16 protein-coding genes are annotated in these 18,003 nt (G+C 61.3%); 12 read left to right on the top strand and 4 right to left on the bottom strand.

Features of this window, described 5'->3' with window-relative positions:
* Position 1: 1 nt before the first annotated feature.
* On the bottom strand, positions 2-1,417 hold the full coding sequence (locus AO692_RS10120) for a DHA2 family efflux MFS transporter permease subunit (RefSeq protein WP_054309936.1): 1,416 nt from the start codon (positions 1,415-1,417) through the stop codon (positions 2-4).
* 316 nt (positions 1,418-1,733) lie between these two features.
* Here AO692_RS10120 and guaB point away from each other — a divergent pair, with 316 nt between their 5' ends.
* A complete protein-coding gene (gene guaB / locus AO692_RS10115) occupies positions 1,734-3,236 on the top strand; it encodes an IMP dehydrogenase (protein WP_054309935.1) in 1,503 nt (500 codons plus the stop codon).
* 48 nt (positions 3,237-3,284) lie between these two features.
* On the opposite strand, the gene rnd is transcribed toward guaB, so the two are convergent.
* Complete coding sequence (gene rnd / locus AO692_RS10110) at positions 3,285-4,442, bottom strand: ribonuclease D (RefSeq protein WP_054310029.1); 1,158 nt, start codon at positions 4,440-4,442, stop codon at positions 3,285-3,287.
* A 224-nt stretch (positions 4,443-4,666) separates the two neighbouring features.
* Here rnd and AO692_RS10105 point away from each other — a divergent pair, with 224 nt between their 5' ends.
* Together AO692_RS10105 and aspS are read left to right on the top strand one after the other, a co-directional pair.
* Positions 4,667-5,077 (top strand): GNAT family N-acetyltransferase, encoded by a 411-nt coding sequence (locus AO692_RS10105; protein WP_054310028.1) that lies wholly within the window; start codon positions 4,667-4,669, stop codon positions 5,075-5,077.
* A gap of 168 nt (positions 5,078-5,245) precedes the next feature.
* The gene (aspS, locus tag AO692_RS10100; RefSeq protein ID WP_054309934.1) at positions 5,246-7,036 is read left to right on the top strand and encodes an aspartate--tRNA ligase; all 1,791 of its coding nucleotides are present in this window, start codon (positions 5,246-5,248) and stop codon (positions 7,034-7,036) included.
* A gap of 84 nt (positions 7,037-7,120) precedes the next feature.
* Here aspS and hspQ read toward each other — a convergent pair whose 3' ends face one another.
* Positions 7,121-7,444 (bottom strand): heat shock protein HspQ, encoded by a 324-nt coding sequence (gene hspQ / locus AO692_RS10095; RefSeq protein WP_054310027.1) that lies wholly within the window; start codon positions 7,442-7,444, stop codon positions 7,121-7,123.
* 121 nt (positions 7,445-7,565) lie between these two features.
* On the opposite strand from hspQ, the gene AO692_RS10090 reads away from it, so the two are divergent.
* A complete protein-coding gene (locus tag AO692_RS10090) occupies positions 7,566-8,528 on the top strand; it encodes an AEC family transporter (RefSeq protein ID WP_054309933.1) in 963 nt (320 codons plus the stop codon).
* Here the strand turns inward: AO692_RS10090 and AO692_RS10085 are convergent.
* The gene (locus tag AO692_RS10085) at positions 8,505-9,719 is read right to left on the bottom strand and encodes a UbiH/UbiF family hydroxylase (protein ID WP_054310026.1); all 1,215 of its coding nucleotides are present in this window, start codon (positions 9,717-9,719) and stop codon (positions 8,505-8,507) included. The genes AO692_RS10090 and AO692_RS10085 overlap by 24 nt on opposite strands.
* Before the next feature lie 117 nt (positions 9,720-9,836).
* Here AO692_RS10085 and AO692_RS10080 point away from each other — a divergent pair, with 117 nt between their 5' ends.
* From AO692_RS10080 to AO692_RS10045, 8 genes are all read left to right on the top strand, one after another.
* The gene (locus AO692_RS10080) at positions 9,837-10,733 is read left to right on the top strand and encodes a DUF2182 domain-containing protein (RefSeq protein ID WP_054309932.1); all 897 of its coding nucleotides are present in this window, start codon (positions 9,837-9,839) and stop codon (positions 10,731-10,733) included.
* A gap of 14 nt (positions 10,734-10,747) precedes the next feature.
* Complete coding sequence (locus tag AO692_RS10075; RefSeq protein ID WP_054309931.1) at positions 10,748-11,362, top strand: DUF1326 domain-containing protein; 615 nt, start codon at positions 10,748-10,750, stop codon at positions 11,360-11,362.
* Positions 11,359-12,165, top strand: a complete 807-nt coding sequence (gene pcsA / locus AO692_RS10070) for a phosphatidylcholine synthase (RefSeq protein ID WP_082407288.1) — start codon at positions 11,359-11,361, stop codon at positions 12,163-12,165. The genes AO692_RS10075 and pcsA overlap by 4 nt, the downstream gene beginning before the upstream one ends.
* Before the next feature lie 2 nt (positions 12,166-12,167).
* Positions 12,168-13,145, top strand: a complete 978-nt coding sequence (locus tag AO692_RS10065; protein ID WP_054309929.1) for a quinone oxidoreductase — start codon at positions 12,168-12,170, stop codon at positions 13,143-13,145.
* Between the two features lie 119 nt (positions 13,146-13,264).
* Positions 13,265-14,839, top strand: a complete 1,575-nt coding sequence (locus AO692_RS10060; protein ID WP_054309928.1) for an ABC transporter ATP-binding protein — start codon at positions 13,265-13,267, stop codon at positions 14,837-14,839.
* Positions 14,836-15,951, top strand: coding sequence for an ABC transporter permease (locus AO692_RS10055; RefSeq protein ID WP_054309927.1), 1,116 nt, complete (start codon positions 14,836-14,838; stop codon positions 15,949-15,951). Before AO692_RS10060 ends, AO692_RS10055 begins: the two co-directional genes overlap by 4 nt.
* 1 nt (position 15,952) lies before the next feature.
* Entirely contained in the window at positions 15,953-16,873 is a 921-nt protein-coding gene (locus AO692_RS10050) for an ABC transporter permease (protein WP_054309926.1), read from the top strand.
* Between the two features lie 50 nt (positions 16,874-16,923).
* Positions 16,924-17,991 (top strand): BMP family ABC transporter substrate-binding protein, encoded by a 1,068-nt coding sequence (locus tag AO692_RS10045; RefSeq protein WP_054309925.1) that lies wholly within the window; start codon positions 16,924-16,926, stop codon positions 17,989-17,991.
* Positions 17,992-18,003 lie beyond the last annotated feature (12 nt).

Raw genomic sequence — 18,003 nt, 5'->3', positions numbered from 1 at the left:
CTCAGGCCGTTGGCGCAGCGCTTTCGATCGGCTTTCCAGGCTGTGCCTTGTAACCGGAGACGGCATTGCCGGCATCCGGCGACAGACGCATGAAGGACAGCGCTGCCAGCGCGGCCACCGCGGCAACGATGAAGAAGGCGATATGGAAGTCGCTCAAGGTGAGCGGGCCGCCATGCACCTTGGTGGAGACCTCCAGGATACCGCCCGCCAGCGCCACGCCGAGCGCGATGTTCAACTGCTGCGCCACCGCCGTGATGGGCGTTGCCTTTGACGTGTCCTCGGCCGGGATCTCGGCGAAGGCAAGCGCGTTGACGCCGGTAAAGAACATCGAACGGATGAAACCTCCGGCAAGCAGCACGGCCAGCATCAGGAAATAGGGCGTCGTCGGCGTGAACAGCCCGTAGATGGCAATGGAGGCTGCCGCCAGAAGCGAGCCCCATATCAGGACACGCCGGAAACCCGCGACCCGGAACAGCCAGGCGGTGACGAATTTCATGCCGATCGCGCCAAGAGCCGAGACGAAGGTGATCATGCCCGACTGAAAGGGCGTCAGGCCGAAGCCGATCTGGAACATCAGCGGAAGCAGGAACGGCACGGCGCCAATGCCGATGCGGAACAGGCCACCGCCGAGGACCGATGCGCGAAAGGCCTGGTTCTGAAAAAGATCGAGCGCCAGGAGCGGGTTCCTGGCGTGGCGCGCATGCCAAAGATAAAGCCCGCCACAAACCATGCCGACGACCACAGTGACAAAGCCGACGATGGGCGGCAGCGCAGGCAGGCTGACCACCGAGAGCCCGAAAACGATGCCGGAAGCAGCCAGCCCGCTCAATATGAGGCCTACATAATCGAGCGGCGGCGTTTTGCCGGGAGGCGTCTTCGGCAGATAACGCGTAGCCAGCAGCATGCCGACAATGCCGATCGGCACGTTGATCAGGAAGATCCAGTGCCAGGAGAAGTAGGTGGTGATGAAGCCGCCGACCGGCGGGCCGACGAGGGGACCGACCAGTGCCGGAATGGTGAGCCAGGACATGGCTGCAACGAGATCGCTCTTCGGCGTTGCCCGCACCAGCACCAGGCGCCCGACCGGCGTCATCATCGCGCCGCCCATGCCCTGGAAGAAGCGGGCAAGCACGAAGGTCTCAAGCGAATAAGCCATCGCGCAGGCCACCGAGCCCAGGATGAAAACGGCAATCGCTGCCCGAAACACGTTCCGCGCACCGAAGCGGTCGGCCATCCAGCCACTGATCGGGATGAAGATCGCGAGCGCCACGAGATAGGCGGTGAGTGCCAGCTTGAGCGCGATCGGGCTCGTCTCGATATCCGTCGCGATCGCTGGCAGCGACGTGGCGATGACAGTGGAGTCCATGTTTTCCATGAACAATGCGACGGCCAGAACGAGCGGGATGATTCTGTTCACGAAAAGTCCGGACCTTGAAACCGCGGCGGGATCGTTCGGTCGACGCCGTTATCACGGCAATGCGGTTGCGTCCTATTTCGTTCGGTCACTTTTGTGCGACCCAGCCAGTATTGCAAGCATCCAGGACCGGGAGTGGATCACACCAGAACGCAATACCAATGAAACGGCAGTGTGACGGTGGCACGCACTTTCCATTGGCGATCAGACGTGTTACCAGCCACCGCCAATCCTGAAAGGGAATTTCGAGTCGGCGCACCCATCCGGGTCAGCGCCCGTTTCGTTTTTAGACCCCATTTTGTCTGGATAGGGATCGGCAATGGCAAAGATCATCGAAACCGCTACCGGCGCTCTCGCGCTGACCTTCGACGACGTCTTGCTGCAGCCGGGACATTCGGAAGTGATGCCGGGCGAAACCGATATCCGCACGCGCATTGCCAACGACATCGAACTCAACGTTCCCATCATCTCGGCCGCGATGGATACGGTGACCGAAGCAAGGCTGGCCATCGCCATGGCGCAGGCCGGCGGCATTGGCGTCATCCATCGCAATTTTACGCCCACCGAACAGGCCGAACAGGTCCGACAGGTGAAGAAGTTCGAATCAGGCATGGTGGTGAACCCAGTCACCATCGGCCCCGATGCGACATTGGCGGATGCGCTCGGGCTGATGCGCCACTACGGCATTTCGGGCATCCCTGTCGTCGAGAACGGCGGCACCGGTGGCCAGATCACTGGCCGTCTGGTCGGCATCCTCACCAACCGCGACGTGCGTTTTGCCTCCAATCCCGCGCAGAAAGTCTATGAACTGATGACGCGGGAGAACCTGATCACGGTCAAGGAAAACGTCGATCAGGACGAGGCCAAGCGCCTGCTGCACTCGCACCGCATCGAAAAGCTGCTTGTGGTCGACAAGAAAGGCAACTGCGTCGGTCTCATCACCGTCAAGGACATCGAGAAATCACAGCTCAACCCGCATGCCACCAAGGACGCGCAGGGGCGCCTGCGCGCTGCGGCGGCAACCAGCGTCGGCGATGATGGTTTCGAACGGGCCGAACGCCTCATCGACGCCGGCGTCGACCTGCTCGTCATCGATACCGCGCACGGCCATTCGCAGCGCGTGCTGGATGCGGTGACGCGGGCGAAGAAGCTTTCCAACGCCGTGCGCATCATCGCCGGCAATGTCGCCACGGCGGCCGGCACCCAGGCGCTGATCGATGCCGGCGCCGACGGCGTCAAGGTCGGCATCGGGCCTGGCTCGATCTGCACCACCCGTATTGTCGCCGGTGTCGGCGTACCACAGCTCTCGGCGATCATGTCGGCGGTGGAAACGGCCGACAAGGCCGGCATTTCGATCATCGCCGACGGCGGCATCAAATATTCTGGCGATCTTGCCAAGGCGCTGGCCGCCGGCGCCAATGCGGCCATGATCGGCTCGCTGCTGGCCGGCACGGACGAAAGCCCGGGCGAGGTCTACCTGCATCAAGGCCGTTCGTTCAAAGCCTATCGTGGCATGGGTTCGGTCGGTGCGATGGCGCGCGGTTCGGCCGACCGCTATTTCCAGGCCGAAGTGCGCGATACGCTGAAGCTGGTGCCGGAAGGTATCGAAGGACAGGTCCCCTACAAGGGTCCGGTGGCCGGGGTACTGCATCAGCTGGCCGGTGGCTTGCGGGCGGCAATGGGCTATGTCGGTGCTCGCGACCTTGGCGACATGCGTGAGCGGGCAACTTTCGTGCGGATATCCAATGCCGGTCTGCGTGAAAGCCATGCACATGACGTGACGATCACGCGCGAGAGCCCGAACTACCACGGCGGTGCCTGAGCGCGAACTAGGCCTTGCAATGGGCGAGGGCGTTCCTCGCTCTCGTTTTCAAGCTTTCAGGTCGAAGACAGCAATCCTGCGCTTCTCGAACTTGATGCCGATTTCACCGCGCACGAGCCGCAGGGCGGCGTCGCCGAACACGGCGCGACGCCAGCCTTGCAAGGCCGGCACGTCGGCATCCTCGCCCTCCGCGGCAATCCGATCGATATCGTCGCTGGTCGCCAGCACCTTGGCGGCAACGCCTTGTTTTTCGGCGACGATCCGAAGCAGGACCTTCAGCAGTTCCGACGCTGCGCTTGTGCCTTCCGGCGGCTGAAACACCTTTGGCAGTTTCGGCATCTCTTCCTTCGGACGAGCCAATGCAGCATTGACCGCTTCGAGCAGGGCGGTCGCCGTCGCCGAGCGTTCCCATCCTTTCGGTGTCGTACGCAGGCGGCCGAGTGCGTTGGCGTCGCGTGGCGCCTGTTGCGCGATCTCATAGATCGCATCGTCCTTCAGCACCCGTCCGCGCGGCACGTCACGCTCTCTTGCCTCGCGCTCACGCCAGGCAGCGACCGCCTGCACCACAGCCAGTTCCTGCGGTTTGCGCAACCGCATCTTCAGCCGCTTCCAGGCATCTTCGGGATGAGGGTCGTACGTCTCGCGGGAGGTGAGCACCTCCATCTCCTCATTCAACCAATGGGCGCGATCCTCACGGGCCAATTGGTCTTTCAGGTGCTTATAGACGTCGATCAGATGGGTGACATCGGCCAGCGCATAGTCAAGCTGCTTGTCGGAAAGCGGCCGGTGGCGCCAATCGGTGAAACGCGACGACTTGTCGAGGCGGGCACCGGTAACCTTCTGCACCAGCTGGTCATAGGAGACGCTGTCGCCAAAACCACAGACCATCGCAGCAACCTGGGTGTCGAAGACCGGGTGCGGCACGAGATCACCCAGATGGACGACGATTTCAATGTCCTGGCGCGCCGCATGGAAAACCTTGGTGACCTTCTCATTGCGCATGAGGTCGAAGAACGGCTTCAAGTCGAGGCCAGGGCTCAGCGGATCGATCAGAGCGGTAACGCCCGGAGCCGCCATCTGGATCAGGCAAAGCACCGGCCAGAATGTGGTTTCGCGGATGAACTCGGTATCGACGGTGACGAATTCGGATTTGGCGAGTTCGCGAACAACCGCATCCAGTTCTTCTTGGCTTGTTATCAGATGCATCAAAATCTCATTGGCAAGGAATGCGATCTTGTCTCGCCTGCCGACCGGTTTCGTCAAGTCATAGATGGGCGCATTCTTGCTATCGGCTGCGTATAACGGCCTTTTTCCCGCCAGATTTGAAACCGCTCAGTGAGAATCGCAAATATCGCGGCAAACGGAACACCAAAAAGACATTCCGAATCCGCTGACCTCTATTCAAGTGAAACCTCAGGTGTCCAATGGTGATGCTGACCGTCAGCACGGAAGTCGATGAGGACATCGCCGATATGATCGGCGAGGGACTGGACGAATACAACGTCGCAAAGGGCGGGCCCTACAATCACCAGGAGCTTTGGATCCTGGCGCGCGACGACGATGGCAGCGTGCTGGGCGGTCTCAAAGGCAATACCGGCTATTCTTGGATGTTCGTCGACTGGTTGTGGGTGAGCCCTGAGAATCGCAAGGGCGGCCTTGGCAGCCAGTTGCTCGCCAAGGCGGAAGCGATCGCGCGCGAACGCGGCTGTCTCGGTGCCTATCTCGAAACCTTTTCCTTCCAGGCGCCGGAATTCTACAAACGTCACGGTTTTCAGGAGTTCGGCCGCATTGACGACTATCCGCCAGGACACGCCACCATCTGGCTGAAGAAGCAGTTCTGACCGGTAACGGCTCCGGCTGAGCGGCCGGTCGGGCCGCATGGCTGTTCAGTTGTCGCGTTCACCTTGACAAAAGCCGGCTTGCATGCGCTTTTCGCGCCAATTTTCGGGCATCGCGCACACTGCGCCGCCCGTTCGCATGAACCCCTGAAATCTTGGAATGGCAGTCCTATGCATCGTTACCGCAGCCACACCTGTGCAGCTCTCAGGAAGTCGGATGTCGGCCAGAATGTCCGGCTCTCCGGCTGGGTCCATCGCGTGCGCGATCACGGCGGCCTGCTGTTCATCGATCTGCGCGACCACTACGGCCTGACCCAGATCGTGGCCGATCCGGATTCGCCGGCCTTCAAGGCGGCCGAAACGGTGCGCGGCGAATGGGTGATCCGCGTCGACGGTGACGTCAAGGCGCGCACCGCGGAGACTGCGAACGCCAACCTGCCGACCGGCGAGATCGAGATTTTCGCGCGCGAGATCGAAGTGCTTTCGGCTGCCAAGGAACTGCCGCTGCCGGTGTTCGGCGAGCCGGATTATCCCGAGGACGTGCGCCTGAAGTACCGTTTCCTCGATTTGCGCCGCGACACGCTGCACAAGAACATCGTCAAGCGCACACAGGTCATTGCCGCGATGCGCCGCGAGATGACGGCTGCCGGTTTCGCCGAATACTCGACACCGATCCTGACGGCCTCCTCGCCGGAGGGCGCGCGCGACTTCCTGGTGCCGAGCCGTATTCACCCTGGCAACTTCTACGCGCTGCCGCAGGCGCCGCAGCAGTACAAGCAGCTTCTGATGGTGGCGGGCTTCGACCGCTATTTCCAGATCGCGCCCTGTTTCCGCGACGAAGACCCGCGCGCCGACCGCCTGCCGGGCGAATTCTATCAGCTCGACTTGGAGATGAGCTTCGTCACGCAGGAAGACGTCTGGAACACCATGACGCCGCTGATGACCTCGGTGTTCGAGCAGTTCGCCGAAGGCAAGCCGGTGACCAAGGAATGGCCGCGCATCCCTTATGACGAAGCGATCCGCAAATACGGCTCGGACAAGCCCGACTTGCGCAACCCCATCATCATGGAAGAGGTGACGCGCCATTTCGCCGGCTCCGGCTTCAAGGTCTTCGCCAATATGATTGCTTCGAACCCGAAGGTTCAGGTCTGGGCAATTCCTGCCAAGACAGGCGGTTCGCGTGCCTTCTGCGACCGTATGAACGCCTGGGCGCAGCAGCAGGGGCAACCCGGTCTCGGTTACATCTTCTGGCGCAAGGAAGCCGAAAAGCTGGAAGGTGCAGGCCCACTCGCCAAGAACATCGGCGAGGAGCGTACCGAAGCCGTCCGCACCCAGCTCGGCCTTGATGACGGTGACGCCTGTTTCTTCGTCGCTGGCGAACCGGACAAGTTCTACAAGTTCGCCGGCGAGGCACGCACCCGTGCGGGCGAGGAACTGAACCTCGTCGACCGCGATCGCTTCGAATTGTGCTGGATCGTCGACTTCCCCTTCTTCGAGTGGAACGAGGACGAGAAGAAGGTCGACTTCGCGCACAACCCGTTCTCGATGCCGCAAGGTGGCCTGGAGGCGTTGAAGAACCAGGATCCGCTCACCATCAAAGCTTTCCAGTACGACGCCGTCTGCAACGGCTTCGAGATCGCTTCCGGCTCGATCCGCAACCAGTCGCCGGAAACCATGGTTGCGGCCTTCGAAAAGGTGGGGTTGAGCCAGCAGGACGTGGAAGAGCGCTTCGGCGGTCTCTACCGCGCCTTCCAGTACGGCGCGCCGCCGCATGGCGGTGCGGCGTTCGGCATCGACCGCATCATCATGCTGCTGGTCGGCGCCAAGAACCTGCGCGAGATCTCGCTGTTCCCGATGAACCAGCAGGCACAGGACCTGCTAATGGGCGCGCCGAGCCCGGCGACGTTGACACAGCTGCGCGAGCTCGAACTGCGCGTTACGCCGCAGAAGAAGGACGTCTGATCGGCACTGCGAACCAATCGCCGAAAAAAAGGGCTCCGGATTCCGGAGCCCTTTTTGTTCGCAAGACCGGGGTTCTCGACCAGATCAGTGTTTGGAATGATGCTTGGGCTCGTAACGCCCATCAGCCGTCTTGTCGAACAATTCGTTGATCTGCGGGTGCCGTACCGGCTCGCCGGAATCGTCTTCGAGCAGGTTCTGCTCCGAGACGTAGGCTATGTACTCGGTCTCCGAGTTCTCGGCCAACAGATGATAGAAGGGCTGATCCTTGCGCGGCCTGACTTCCGCGGGGATCGATTCATACCATTCTTCGGTGTTGGCGAATTGCGGGTCGACATCGAAGATGATGCCGCGAAACGGAAACAGCCGGTGGCGAACCACTTGTCCGATCGAGAATCTGGCTGTTTTCATCATACTCACCACACAACTTTCCATTGTTATTTGGCGCAGGAACTGCCGCAATTCAATCCTGCTAAGCTTGCACCCTCCCTGATCAGCCTATAGGCCGGAGCGAGAATTGTCGGGGAACGGCATGTCGGAAGTCATCGGTCTGGTCCTGCCTTTCTTCGGGTTGATCTTCCTGGGTTTTCTGGTGGCGCGACTGACCAGGCAGCCGCTGGAGGCGCTGGGATGGATGAACACCTTCATCATCTATGTCGCTTTGCCGGCGCTGTTCTTCCAGCTTCTTGCCAAGACGCTGTTCGAGAAGCTGACCGAATGGAATTTCATCCTCGGCTCGGTCTTTTCGACCTATGTCGTCTTTTCCCTGATGTTCGCCGCTTCTGTCATCATTTCGCGCGGCGAGATCGCCCAGTCGACAATCAAGGCGCTGGCGGCGGCCTATGGCAATATCGGCTATATGGGGCCTGGGCTCGCATTGCTTGCTTTTGGCGAACAGGCCGCGGTGCCGGTGGCGCTTATTTTCTGTTTTGAAAACATCATCCATTTTGCCGTTGCACCGATGATGATGGCGTTGTCTGGCGGCGAAAAACGCCCCGCGCCGGAACTGATCCTCGAGGTTGTTCGCAAGATCGTCCTCCATCCCTTCATCATCGCCACGGCCGTCGGCGTTGCCGCGGCCTATTTCCAGTTCCGGCCACCGGTGCCGGCGGAAAGGCTGCTGGTCTACCTGTCGAACGCGGCGGCGCCCTGCGCGCTGTTTGCCATGGGCGTAACGCTTGCGTTGCGACCCCTGAACCGTGTGCCGGCCGAAATGCTGCCGATCGCGCTGCTGAAGCTCATCGTGCATCCTCTGCTCTGTTATGTGGTGCTGAGCGCTGTTGGCAATTTCTCGCCGGCCTGGCTCTTTTCGGCCGTGCTTCTGGCTGCCTTGCCGACGGCGACCAACGTCTTCGTCATTGCCCAGCAATATGGCGTTTGGGTGCAGCGCGCTTCGGCCAGCGTGCTGATCACCACCTGCCTGTCCGTCTTCACGGTGACGGGGCTGCTCTATCTGATCCGCAACGGCATCCTACCGCCGGATCTGTTCCCTTAAGCCTCCGGCCAGGGCCGCGAAGCCGCTGCCGGGGCGTAGACCCTCGCGCATGAAGAAGGCACGGAGCGGCGCGAAGCCGCCGAGCAGGCCAAGGCCCGCGCTGCGCGCCATCTGTGCCGGCAGCATGTCCGACAGCAGCGACATGTTGAGCAGGTTGACTGCGCCGCTTCTCGCCAGGATGTCGGGCCGCCGCTTGAAATCGTAAGCGGCGAGTGCCGCAACAGCACCCGGATCACCTTGGTTTTTCAAAGCAACATCAATGAGATCGTCGATATCCCTGATGCCGAGGTTGAGGCCCTGCGCGCCGATCGGTGGAAAGACATGGGCCGCTTCACCGACCAATGCGATGCGTTTTGCAGCAAAGCGCAGCGGTGTGGCGGCTGAAAGCGGGTATATCTGCCGCCCGGGTTCGACGCTGACGCGGCCGAGCATCGACTGCATCCGTTCCTCGACCTTGACCGAAAGTGCGGCATCGTCGAGCGCCGCCAATTCCTTGGCCATTTCCGGCTCGACCACCCAGACCAGGCTCGAACGATTGCCGGGCAGGGGAACCTGAGTGCACGGACCTGTCTCGGTGTGGAATTCGGTCGACACAAAGCTATGCTCGACCCTATGACCGAAATTCAGCACCAAAGCGGCTTGCGGATAGGTGCGTTTGGCCGTCGTTATGCCTGCGGCTTCGCGCGCAGGCGACAGACGACCATCGGCGGCAACGGCAAGGGCACCGGAAACAGAAGTGCCGTCGGCAAGGATCGCTGTCGCCTTATCTCCGTCGAGAGACCAGCTCGTGACGAGGGACTTGCGCCAATCGATCCCGGGCGAGACCTCCACGACCTTGGCCAGAACGGGGTTGAGCACATTGTTGGGGAAGTTCAGGCCGAACTGCTCTTCGTCGATCTCGCTTGCACGAAAAGTAACGACCGGACTGCGGATGAGACGTCGCGTGGCATCGACGATGCGCATGATCTTGAGGGGAGCGGCCACGGGCTGCAGTTCGCCAAGGACACCGATGCGGTCGAGCACTTTCAGCGCCGGATTCATCAGTGCGGTGGTGCGGCCATCGGAGGCGTTAGCCTCCGGGCCAACCAGGACGACCGGAAATCCGGCATGGGCAAAACCAAGAGCGGCGATCAAGCCGGCCGGACCGGTGCCGGCGACAAGGATAGGGGAATTCGAGATCGTGTCTGGCATCGGCACTCGCATGGTTTTTCTGCTGGCGGATCGAAGAGTGTCCGGTAGCGGTCGACCTGCCATGAACAACGCATATAGTGCAGCCGGACTTGAGTGATCAACGTGGCGATTCAGCCTATGACCGGCCAGAGTGACGATTTCAGCCATCTCGACCGCGTTGGGCGGACTGTTGCCGGCGTCGGCGCCAAACCGCGTTACGTGGTTGTGGCAGTGCTTGGCGGAGCCGTTCTCCTGGCATGGCTGCTGCTGGCCGGCATGGCGATACGCGGCGCACGGGCGGGGTTTTCCGGCTCCGTTCCTGGCGGTGGCCTGCTGCGAGATCTACCGACGATACCGCTGCCAACCGTGCTTGAACGTTTCGTCGCGCTCTGCGTAGGACCGGCACCGTTCCAAGCTTATTCGATCAGCCAGTTCTCGGCCCTGACAACGATGTGGTTTCTGATGGCTGTGGCGACCATGTTGCCTTCCGCAGCGCCAATGATCCGCACCTACTGTGAGATCGCCGATACCGCTCGCATCAAGGGTGAACCCGTGGTGCATCCGCTGATCCTCGTGGCGGGTTATCTGGCAGTCTGGCTGGTCGCGTCATTGGCCTTCGCCGGCCTTACACTGGGATTGCAGGCGATAGCCCCGGACGGGCAGGCATTCGGTCCAGCCAGAGGCGTCGCCGCCGCCGTGTTGCTGGGCGCAGCTGGCCTCTACCAGTTCAGCGGCTTGAAGGAAGCCTGCCTCAAGAAATGCCGGCGGCCGTTTTCCATTCTGTTTGCGCGCTGGAGTGATAAGCCCCAACGCATTTTCCGATTGGGAACGGAGCAGGGCATATGGTGCCTCGGCTGCTGCTGGGCGCTGATGCTGGTGATGTTTGCCGTAGGCATCATGAACCTGTTCTGGATGGTGCTGCTCGGCCTGTTCGCCTTGCTCGAAAAACAAGTGAATGGCCGCCTGCCAAGCAGGATCGCCGGAGCGATACTGCTTGTATGGGCTACCGCCCTGCTATTAGTGTCCCTGTGTTAGAGGGACACCAGGCGATGACCGACCATAGTTGGGCAATGAAAGGAGAGCTTGTACTCTCTTGCAATTGCACGGTTTTTTGTCCCTGTGTGCTGTCGCTCGGCAATCATCCGCCTACGGAAGGCTATTGCCAGACCTGGGCTGGCTTTCGAATCGATGCCGGCCATTTCGGTGATGTCGATCTTTCTGGGCTCAATCTCGGCCTGATCATGGAAATTCCGGGCTATATGAGTCGCGGCAACTGGACCGCGGGTCTGTTCATCGACAAGCGGGCGTCGATCCATGCCGTGAAGGCATTGACCAAGATCTTCACCGGCAAGGCCGGTGGCACGACGTCACTTCTGTCGATCCTCGTCGGAAAGTTCCTCGGTGTCGAACAGGCCCCCATCACCTACGAGACCCAGGACCGAACGCGCGTTTTCCAGATCCCGAAGATCATCGACGGTGCGATCACGCCTGTTCCCGGCAAGGCGCGCGGGAAGGACACGGTGATCAGCAACTCCGAATACTGGATTGCGCCAGAGATCATAGTTGCCAAATCCGACAAGAGCCGCATGCGTGCCTTTGGTCGCAACTGGAATTTCGCCGGCCGCTCGGCCGAAATCTGCAAGCTGGATTGGCGAGGCCCGTGAAGAAGAAAACAACCGCAAAAAAGATCGCCGAGCGTATCCCACGCCCTAAGAAGAAGGTGACGTGGCCGCAGGCTAGGGCGTTCTCAGTCCACCTGCTCACCGCGTCCGGCTCATTCCTGGCTTTCCTGTCGCTGGTCGCGGCGAGCGAAGAACGCTGGACGGCGATGTTCTGGTGGCTCGGGCTCGCGCTGTTCGTCGACGGCATCGACGGGCCGATTGCGCGCAAGCTGGAAGTGAAGGAAATCCTGCCAACCTGGTCGGGTGAGCTGCTCGACAACATCATCGATTATGTGACCTACGTGCTGATCCCGGCCTTCGCGCTCTACCAGCGCGGTTTCATGGGCGAGGGGCTTTCGTTCCTGTCGGCCGCCATCATCGTGGTGTCGAGCGCGATCTACTACGCCGACACCGGCATGAAGACGAAGGAGAATTTCTTCAAGGGCTTCCCGGTGGTGTGGAACATGGTGGTCTTCACGCTGTTCGTCATCGAACCGGGGCAATGGGTGTCGTTTGCCGTGGTGGTGATAGCCGGCATCCTCACCTTCGTGCCGATCAACTTCCTGCACCCTGTCCGCGTTGTGCGGTTGCGGCCGGTGAACCTTACGGTGACGCTGTTATGGTGCGGTTTCGGCGCGCTTGCCCTGGCGCAATCGGCCCTTGCCAATTTCTACAACCAGATCGGCGTTCTGGGCGAACAGGTCAGCCTTTTCACCAAGATCGGTATCAGCCTGACCGGCATCTATCTGTTCTGTATCGGCGGCGTCATGCAGTTCTTCCCCAATCTTGGCGCCAGGAAAGTTTGAAAATGAGCAAGGCAATCTGTATCCACGCCCATGGCGGTCCTGAGGCATTGGTCTACGAGGGTGCCGATCCTGGTCGTCCGGGGCCCGGTCAGATCCTTGTCAGGCATACGGCGATCGGCCTCAACTTCATCGACATCTATTTCCGTACCGGCCTCTATCCGGCTCCGAATGGCCTGCCATTGATCCCTGGCGGCGAGGCAGCTGGCGTCGTGCTGGAGATAGGTGAAGGGGTCAAAGGGCTTAAGCAAGGCGACCGCATCGCGTATGTGATCAATACCGGTGCCTACGCCGAACAGCGCGTGATCGCTGCCGACCGTGTCGTGAAGATCCCGGACGGCATCAGCGATGAGCAGGCCGCCGGCATGATGCTGAAGGGCATGACGGCCGAATATCTCCTGCGGCGCACTTTCAAGGTCGGCCCGGACGACACGATCCTCTACCATGCCGCTGCCGGCGGTGTCGGGTTGATCCTCGGGCAATGGGCCAAGCATCTCGGCGCCTCGGTGATCGGCACGGCCGGTTCGCCGGAAAAAGTCGAACTCGCCAAGGCGCACGGCTATGACCATGTCATCGACTACCGAACGCAGGACTTCGTTGCCGAGGTCGCCCGGCTGACCGATGGCCGCAAATGCGATGTCGTCTACGACTCGGTTGGCAAGGATACATTCCCGGGTTCGCTGGACTGCCTTCGCCCGCTCGGCACCTTCGTCAGCTTCGGCCAATCGTCCGGACCGATCCCGCCCTTCAATATCGCGCTCCTGGCCCAGAAGGGCTCGCTCTTTGCCACCCGGCCGACACTGTTTGTCTACAATGCCAGGCGCGAGGATCTCGAAGCCTCGGCCAAGGCATTGTTCGACGTCGTGCTGAAAGGCATCGTCGAAATCAAGATCAATCAGACTTATGCTTTGAAGGACGCTGGAAGAGCCCAGGCCGACCTTGAAGGGCGCAAGACGACGGGAACGACTGTGCTTGTTCCATAAGCATTCACGGCGCTTTGCTGAAATTCTTGAAGCTCTTTCAATTTGCGTGCTGCTATCGGAGTTGAGCCGCTGCTGCCTACGATGATTGCGGGAACAAAGAACATATTCGGGAAAACCGAATGGGAGGCACTGTGAGTGCACAAGAAGCCGCCGCGAGCCTGCTCGAGGTTCGCGGACTGACGAAGGTATTCGGCACGCTGACGGCGTGCGACCATATCGACCTCACCATCGAAAAAGGCGAGATCCACGCGCTTCTCGGCGAAAATGGCGCCGGCAAGTCGACGCTGGTGAAGATGCTGTTCGGTTCGTTGGAGCCGCATTCCGGCGAAATCCGTTGGGACGGCCAGCCGGTCAGGATGACCAGCCCGAGCGTGGCAAAAAAGCTCGGCATCGGTATGGTTTTCCAGCATTTTTCATTGTTCGAGGCGTTGACTGCAGCCGAGAATATCGCTCTTTCGCTGGATGACGGCGCGCCGATCGGCTCGATCGCGGCAAAGGCGAGGGCGCTCTCCTATTCCTACGGCCTGCCGCTCGATCCCGACTCGCTTGTCGGCGACCTTTCGGTCGGAGAACGCCAGCGCATCGAGATCATCCGTTGCCTGCTTCAGGCGCCGCAACTGATCATCCTCGACGAGCCGACTTCAGTGCTCACGCCGCAGGAAGCCGACAAGCTGTTCGAAACGCTGGAGCGCCTGCGCGCCGAAGGCAAGTCGATCCTCTATATCTCGCACCGTCTTGAAGAGGTGAAACGCCTCTGTGACCGTGCAACGGTCCTGCGCCACGGCAAGGTCGTCGGCCACTGCAATCCGCGCGAGGAAACGGCGGCGTCGCTGGCCCGCATGATGGTGGGCAACGAGGTGAAATCCGCCGAACGGACGCCGATCACGCTCGACGGCGCGCAGGAATTGCTCAGCGTCTGCGGGCTGAGCCGCAAGCCGGCTGGCCCATTCTCGATGCCGCTCAAGAACATCTGGCTTTCCGTGAAGGCAGGCGAGATCCTTGGCATCGCAGGCGTTGCCGGCAACGGCCAGGGCGAATTGTTCGAAGCGCTGTCCGGCGAAGTGCAGCAAACCAGCGCCGACGCGGTCCGCATTCGTGGCAAGGACGCCGGCAAGCTGGACATCACCGGCCGCCGTCTGTTGGGTGCTGCGTTTGTACCGGAAGAGCGGCTGGGGCATGGTGCGGCGCCACGCATGAAGCTTTCCGAGAACCTGCTGCTTTCGCGCTACGCCACCGACGGCAAGGCTTTCGTCGGCTCGGGCGGCATGGTCAAGAGTGGCGCCGTCTATGAGGCGGCCCAGCGCATCGTCAGGATCATGGATGTGCGTAAGAGCGCGCCGGATCCGGAGGCTGCGGCGCTTTCGGGCGGCAACCTGCAAAAATTCATCGTCGGCCGGGAACTCGACCGCCAGCCGACGGTCATGATCGTCAATCAGCCGACTTGGGGGGTCGATGCAGGCGCCTCGGCGCACATCCGCCAGGCGTTGATCGAATTGGCGCGTGGCGGCTCGGCCGTGCTGGTCATCAGCCAGGACCTCGACGAACTGTTCGAGATCTCCGATGCCATCGCCGTCATGCACAATGGCGAACTGTCCAAGCCTATCCCGATCGCGGAAGCGACGTTTGAAAGGATCGGCCTGTTGATGGGGGGCGCGGCACCCGGACACGTCTACCAAAAGCTGGAGACCGCGTGATGCGCCTGGAACTCGTCAAGCGCCCGCAACGCTCCATGCTGTTTTCGGCGCTATCGCCGTTCATCGCCTTCGCGCTGACCGTGGTCGCCGGCGCGATCCTGTTCGCGCTGCTTGGCATCAATCCGCTGACGGCCTTCTATACCTACTTTATTTCGCCGATTACCGAAGTGTGGCAACTGCATGAGCTGGCGATCAAGGCGGCCCCGCTGATCCTGATCGCCGTCGGCTTGTCGGTCTGCTTCCGTTCCAACATCTGGAATATCGGCGCCGAGGGTCAATTCGTCTTCGGTGCGATCGTCGGTTCGGTCGTACCGGTGCTCTATCCGGAAATGCAGGGCCCATTCGTGCTGCCGCTCATGCTCCTGATGGGCATGGTGGGCGGTGCTGTCTATGCCGCGATCCCGGCTTTCCTGAAGACACGCTTCAACACCAACGAAATTCTGACCAGCCTGATGCTGGTCTATGTCGCGCAGCTTTTCCTCGACTGGCTGGTGCGCGGACCCTGGCGCGACCCCAAGGGCTTCAACTTCCCGCAGACAGTGCAGTTCAACCCGTCCGCCGTGCTGCCGGAACTGATGCCGATGTCGGGCCGCGCCAATCTGGGCTTTGTCTTCGCGCTGGTAGCCGCTGTGCTGGTCTGGATCCTGATGAGCCGTATGCTGAAGGGTTTCGAGATCCGTGTGCTGGGATCGAGCCCGCGGGCAGGGCGCTTCGCCGGCTTCAGCTTCAACCGTATGGTGTTCTTTGCCTTCATGCTGTCGGGGGCGCTCGCAGGCCTCGCCGGAATCTCGGAAGTTTCCGGCGCGATCGGCCAGTTGCAGCCCTCGATCTCGCCCGGCTACGGCTTCACCGCCATCATCGTCGCCTTCCTTGGCCGCCTCAACCCGCTCGGCATCGTCGCCGCCGGCCTGGTGCTCGGCCTGACCTATCTCGGCGGCGAAGCCGCCCAGAGCGTGCTCGGCATCTCCGACAAGGTGGCGCGCGTCTTCCAGGGCATGCTGCTGTTCTTCGTCCTGGGTTGCGACACGCTGATCCACTATCGCATCCGGCTCGTCGGCCTGGCACCGGCGCCCAAGCTCGACGCTTCACCGAAGCTGGAAGAGGCTAACTGACATGGATATGACCGTCAGCATTCTCCTGACCATCGCCACAGCTGCCACGCCGCTCCTGATTGCCGCTATCGGCGAACTGGTGGTCGAACGCTCCGGCGTTCTGAACCTCGGTGTCGAGGGTATGATGGTGATGGGCGCGGTCGCCGGCTTCGGAGCCGGTTTCCTGACCGGTTCGCCCTGGATCGGCCTCGTCGCCGCTATCGTCGTCGGCGCACTGTTTTCGCTGTTGTTTGCCGTGATGACCCTGTCACTCGCGACCAATCAGGTCGCCACAGGACTGTCGCTGACGCTGCTCGGCCTCGGCCTTTCCGGCATGATGGGCACCGGCTTTGTCGGCCTGCCGGGCGAGCGCCTGCCCAACCTCTACATTCCCGTGCTGACGGATCTGCCGGTGGTCGGCAAATTGCTGTTCGGCCAGGACCCGATCTTCTACATTTCGATTGCACTGGTGTTCGGGGTGTCGTGGTTCCTGTTCAAGACCCGCACGGGGCTCACCTTGCGCTCGATCGGCGACAGCCACACCTCGGCGCACGCGCTAGGCATCCAGGTCATCAAATACCGCTACCTCGCGGTCATGTTCGGCGGCGCATGCGCCGGCCTTGCCGGCGGTCATCTCTCGCTGGTTTACACGCCACAATGGGTGGAGAACATGACAGCGGGACGCGGCTGGATTGCGCTGGCGCTGGTGGTGTTCTCGTCCTGGCGGCCACTGCGAGTCCTCGCCGGCGCCTATATCTTCGGCGCCGTCTGGATTGGCCAGCTGCATGCGCAAGCCTTCGGCATTCCGGTCCCCTCGCAGTTCCTGTCGTCGCTGCCATACCTCGCCACGATCGTGGTCCTGGTCATCATCTCGCGCAACAAGCGACTGACCATGATGAACACGCCGGCATCACTTGGACAGGCCTTTGTTCCGGATCGTTGACAACCTGAAAAAACAGAAGCATAGCAAGGTTAATCCAGAGAGGTAACATCATGAAAAAATTACTGATTGCCCTGATGACTTCGGCGGCGGCGATGTCCGTTGCCGTCTCCGCCGAAGCCGCTGAGAAACTGAAGGTCTGCTGGGTCTATGTCGGCCCGATCGGCGACTTCGGCTATTCCTACCAGCACGACCAGGGCCGCCTCGCGGTCGAAAAGAAGCTGGGAGACAAGGTCGAGACCGCTTACCTCGAAAACGTCGCCGAAGGCCCGGATGCCGAACGCGCTTTCGAACGTCTGGCGCGTCAGGGCTGCAAGCTCATCTTCGGCACCTCGTTCGGCTTCATGGACGCCGAAGTGAAGGTCGCCAACAAGTTTCCCGACATCAAGTTCGAGCACGCCACCGGCTACAAGACCGCGCCGAACCTCGGCATCTACAATGCCCGCTTCTACGAAGGTCGCTACATCCTCGGCCAGATCGCAGCCAAGCAGTCCAAGAGTGGGGTTGCCGGCTACATCGTCTCCTTCCCGATCCCGGAAGTGGTGATGGGCATCAATTCCTTCATGCTGGGCGCGCAGTCGATCAACCCGAACTTCAAGGCCAAGATCGTCTGGGTGAATTCCTGGTTCGATCCGGGCAAAGAAGCCGACGCCGCCAAGGCGCTGTTCGATCAGGGCGCCGACATCATCGTGCAGCACACCGATTCCACCGCGCCGCTGCAGGTTGCTCAAGAACGCGGCCTGCATGGCTTTGGCCAGGCTTCGGACATGATCAAGTTCGCGCCGAAGTCGCAATACACCGCGATCGTGGACGATTGGGGCCCTTATTATATCGAGCGTGTCGAGAAGGTCCTGGACGGCTCCTGGAAGCCGGAAGACCGCTGGGAGGGCATCAAGGCCGGCGCGGTCTTCATGGCACCCTACACCAACCTGCCGGATGACGTGAAGGCGATGGCGGAAGCCACTCAGAAGAAGATCGCCGACGGCTGGAATCCCTTCACGGGTCCGGTCGCCAAGCAGGACGGCTCGGCGTGGCTGAAGGACGGTGAGGTAGCCGACGACAAGACGCTGCTCGGCATGAATTTCTACGTCAAGGGCGTGGACGACAAGCTGCCGCAGTAAGCAGGCGGGACG

The sequence above is a fragment of the Mesorhizobium sp. 1M-11 genome, from assembly GCF_001303895.1.
Taxonomy (GTDB): domain Bacteria; phylum Pseudomonadota; class Alphaproteobacteria; order Rhizobiales; family Rhizobiaceae; genus Mesorhizobium.
Note: the sequence above shows the minus strand (reverse complement) of the source record. Positions and strands in the feature narration are given on the sequence as shown.

Bases quoted from the DNA above. Each gene is read 5' to 3' on its own strand.
- aspS (WP_054309934.1), top strand. From the start codon at position 5,246: ATGCATCGTTACCGCAGCCACACCTGTGCAGCTCTCAGGAAGTCGGAT.
- AO692_RS10050 (WP_054309926.1), top strand. From the start codon at position 15,953: ATGGATATGACCGTCAGCATTCTCCTGACCATCGCCACAGCTGCCACG.
- guaB (WP_054309935.1), top strand. From the start codon at position 1,734: ATGGCAAAGATCATCGAAACCGCTACCGGCGCTCTCGCGCTGACCTTC.
- AO692_RS10085 (WP_054310026.1), bottom strand. From the start codon at position 9,719: ATGCCAGACACGATCTCGAATTCCCCTATCCTTGTCGCCGGCACCGGT.
- AO692_RS10045 (WP_054309925.1), top strand. From the start codon at position 16,924: ATGAAAAAATTACTGATTGCCCTGATGACTTCGGCGGCGGCGATGTCC.
- AO692_RS10090 (WP_054309933.1), top strand. From the start codon at position 7,566: ATGTCGGAAGTCATCGGTCTGGTCCTGCCTTTCTTCGGGTTGATCTTC.
- hspQ (WP_054310027.1), bottom strand. From the start codon at position 7,444: ATGAAAACAGCCAGATTCTCGATCGGACAAGTGGTTCGCCACCGGCTG.
- AO692_RS10060 (WP_054309928.1), top strand. From the start codon at position 13,265: ATGGGAGGCACTGTGAGTGCACAAGAAGCCGCCGCGAGCCTGCTCGAG.
- AO692_RS10080 (WP_054309932.1), top strand. From the start codon at position 9,837: ATGACCGGCCAGAGTGACGATTTCAGCCATCTCGACCGCGTTGGGCGG.
- AO692_RS10065 (WP_054309929.1), top strand. From the start codon at position 12,168: ATGAGCAAGGCAATCTGTATCCACGCCCATGGCGGTCCTGAGGCATTG.
- AO692_RS10075 (WP_054309931.1), top strand. From the start codon at position 10,748: ATGACCGACCATAGTTGGGCAATGAAAGGAGAGCTTGTACTCTCTTGC.
- rnd (WP_054310029.1), bottom strand. From the start codon at position 4,442: ATGCATCTGATAACAAGCCAAGAAGAACTGGATGCGGTTGTTCGCGAA.
- AO692_RS10105 (WP_054310028.1), top strand. From the start codon at position 4,667: ATGCTGACCGTCAGCACGGAAGTCGATGAGGACATCGCCGATATGATC.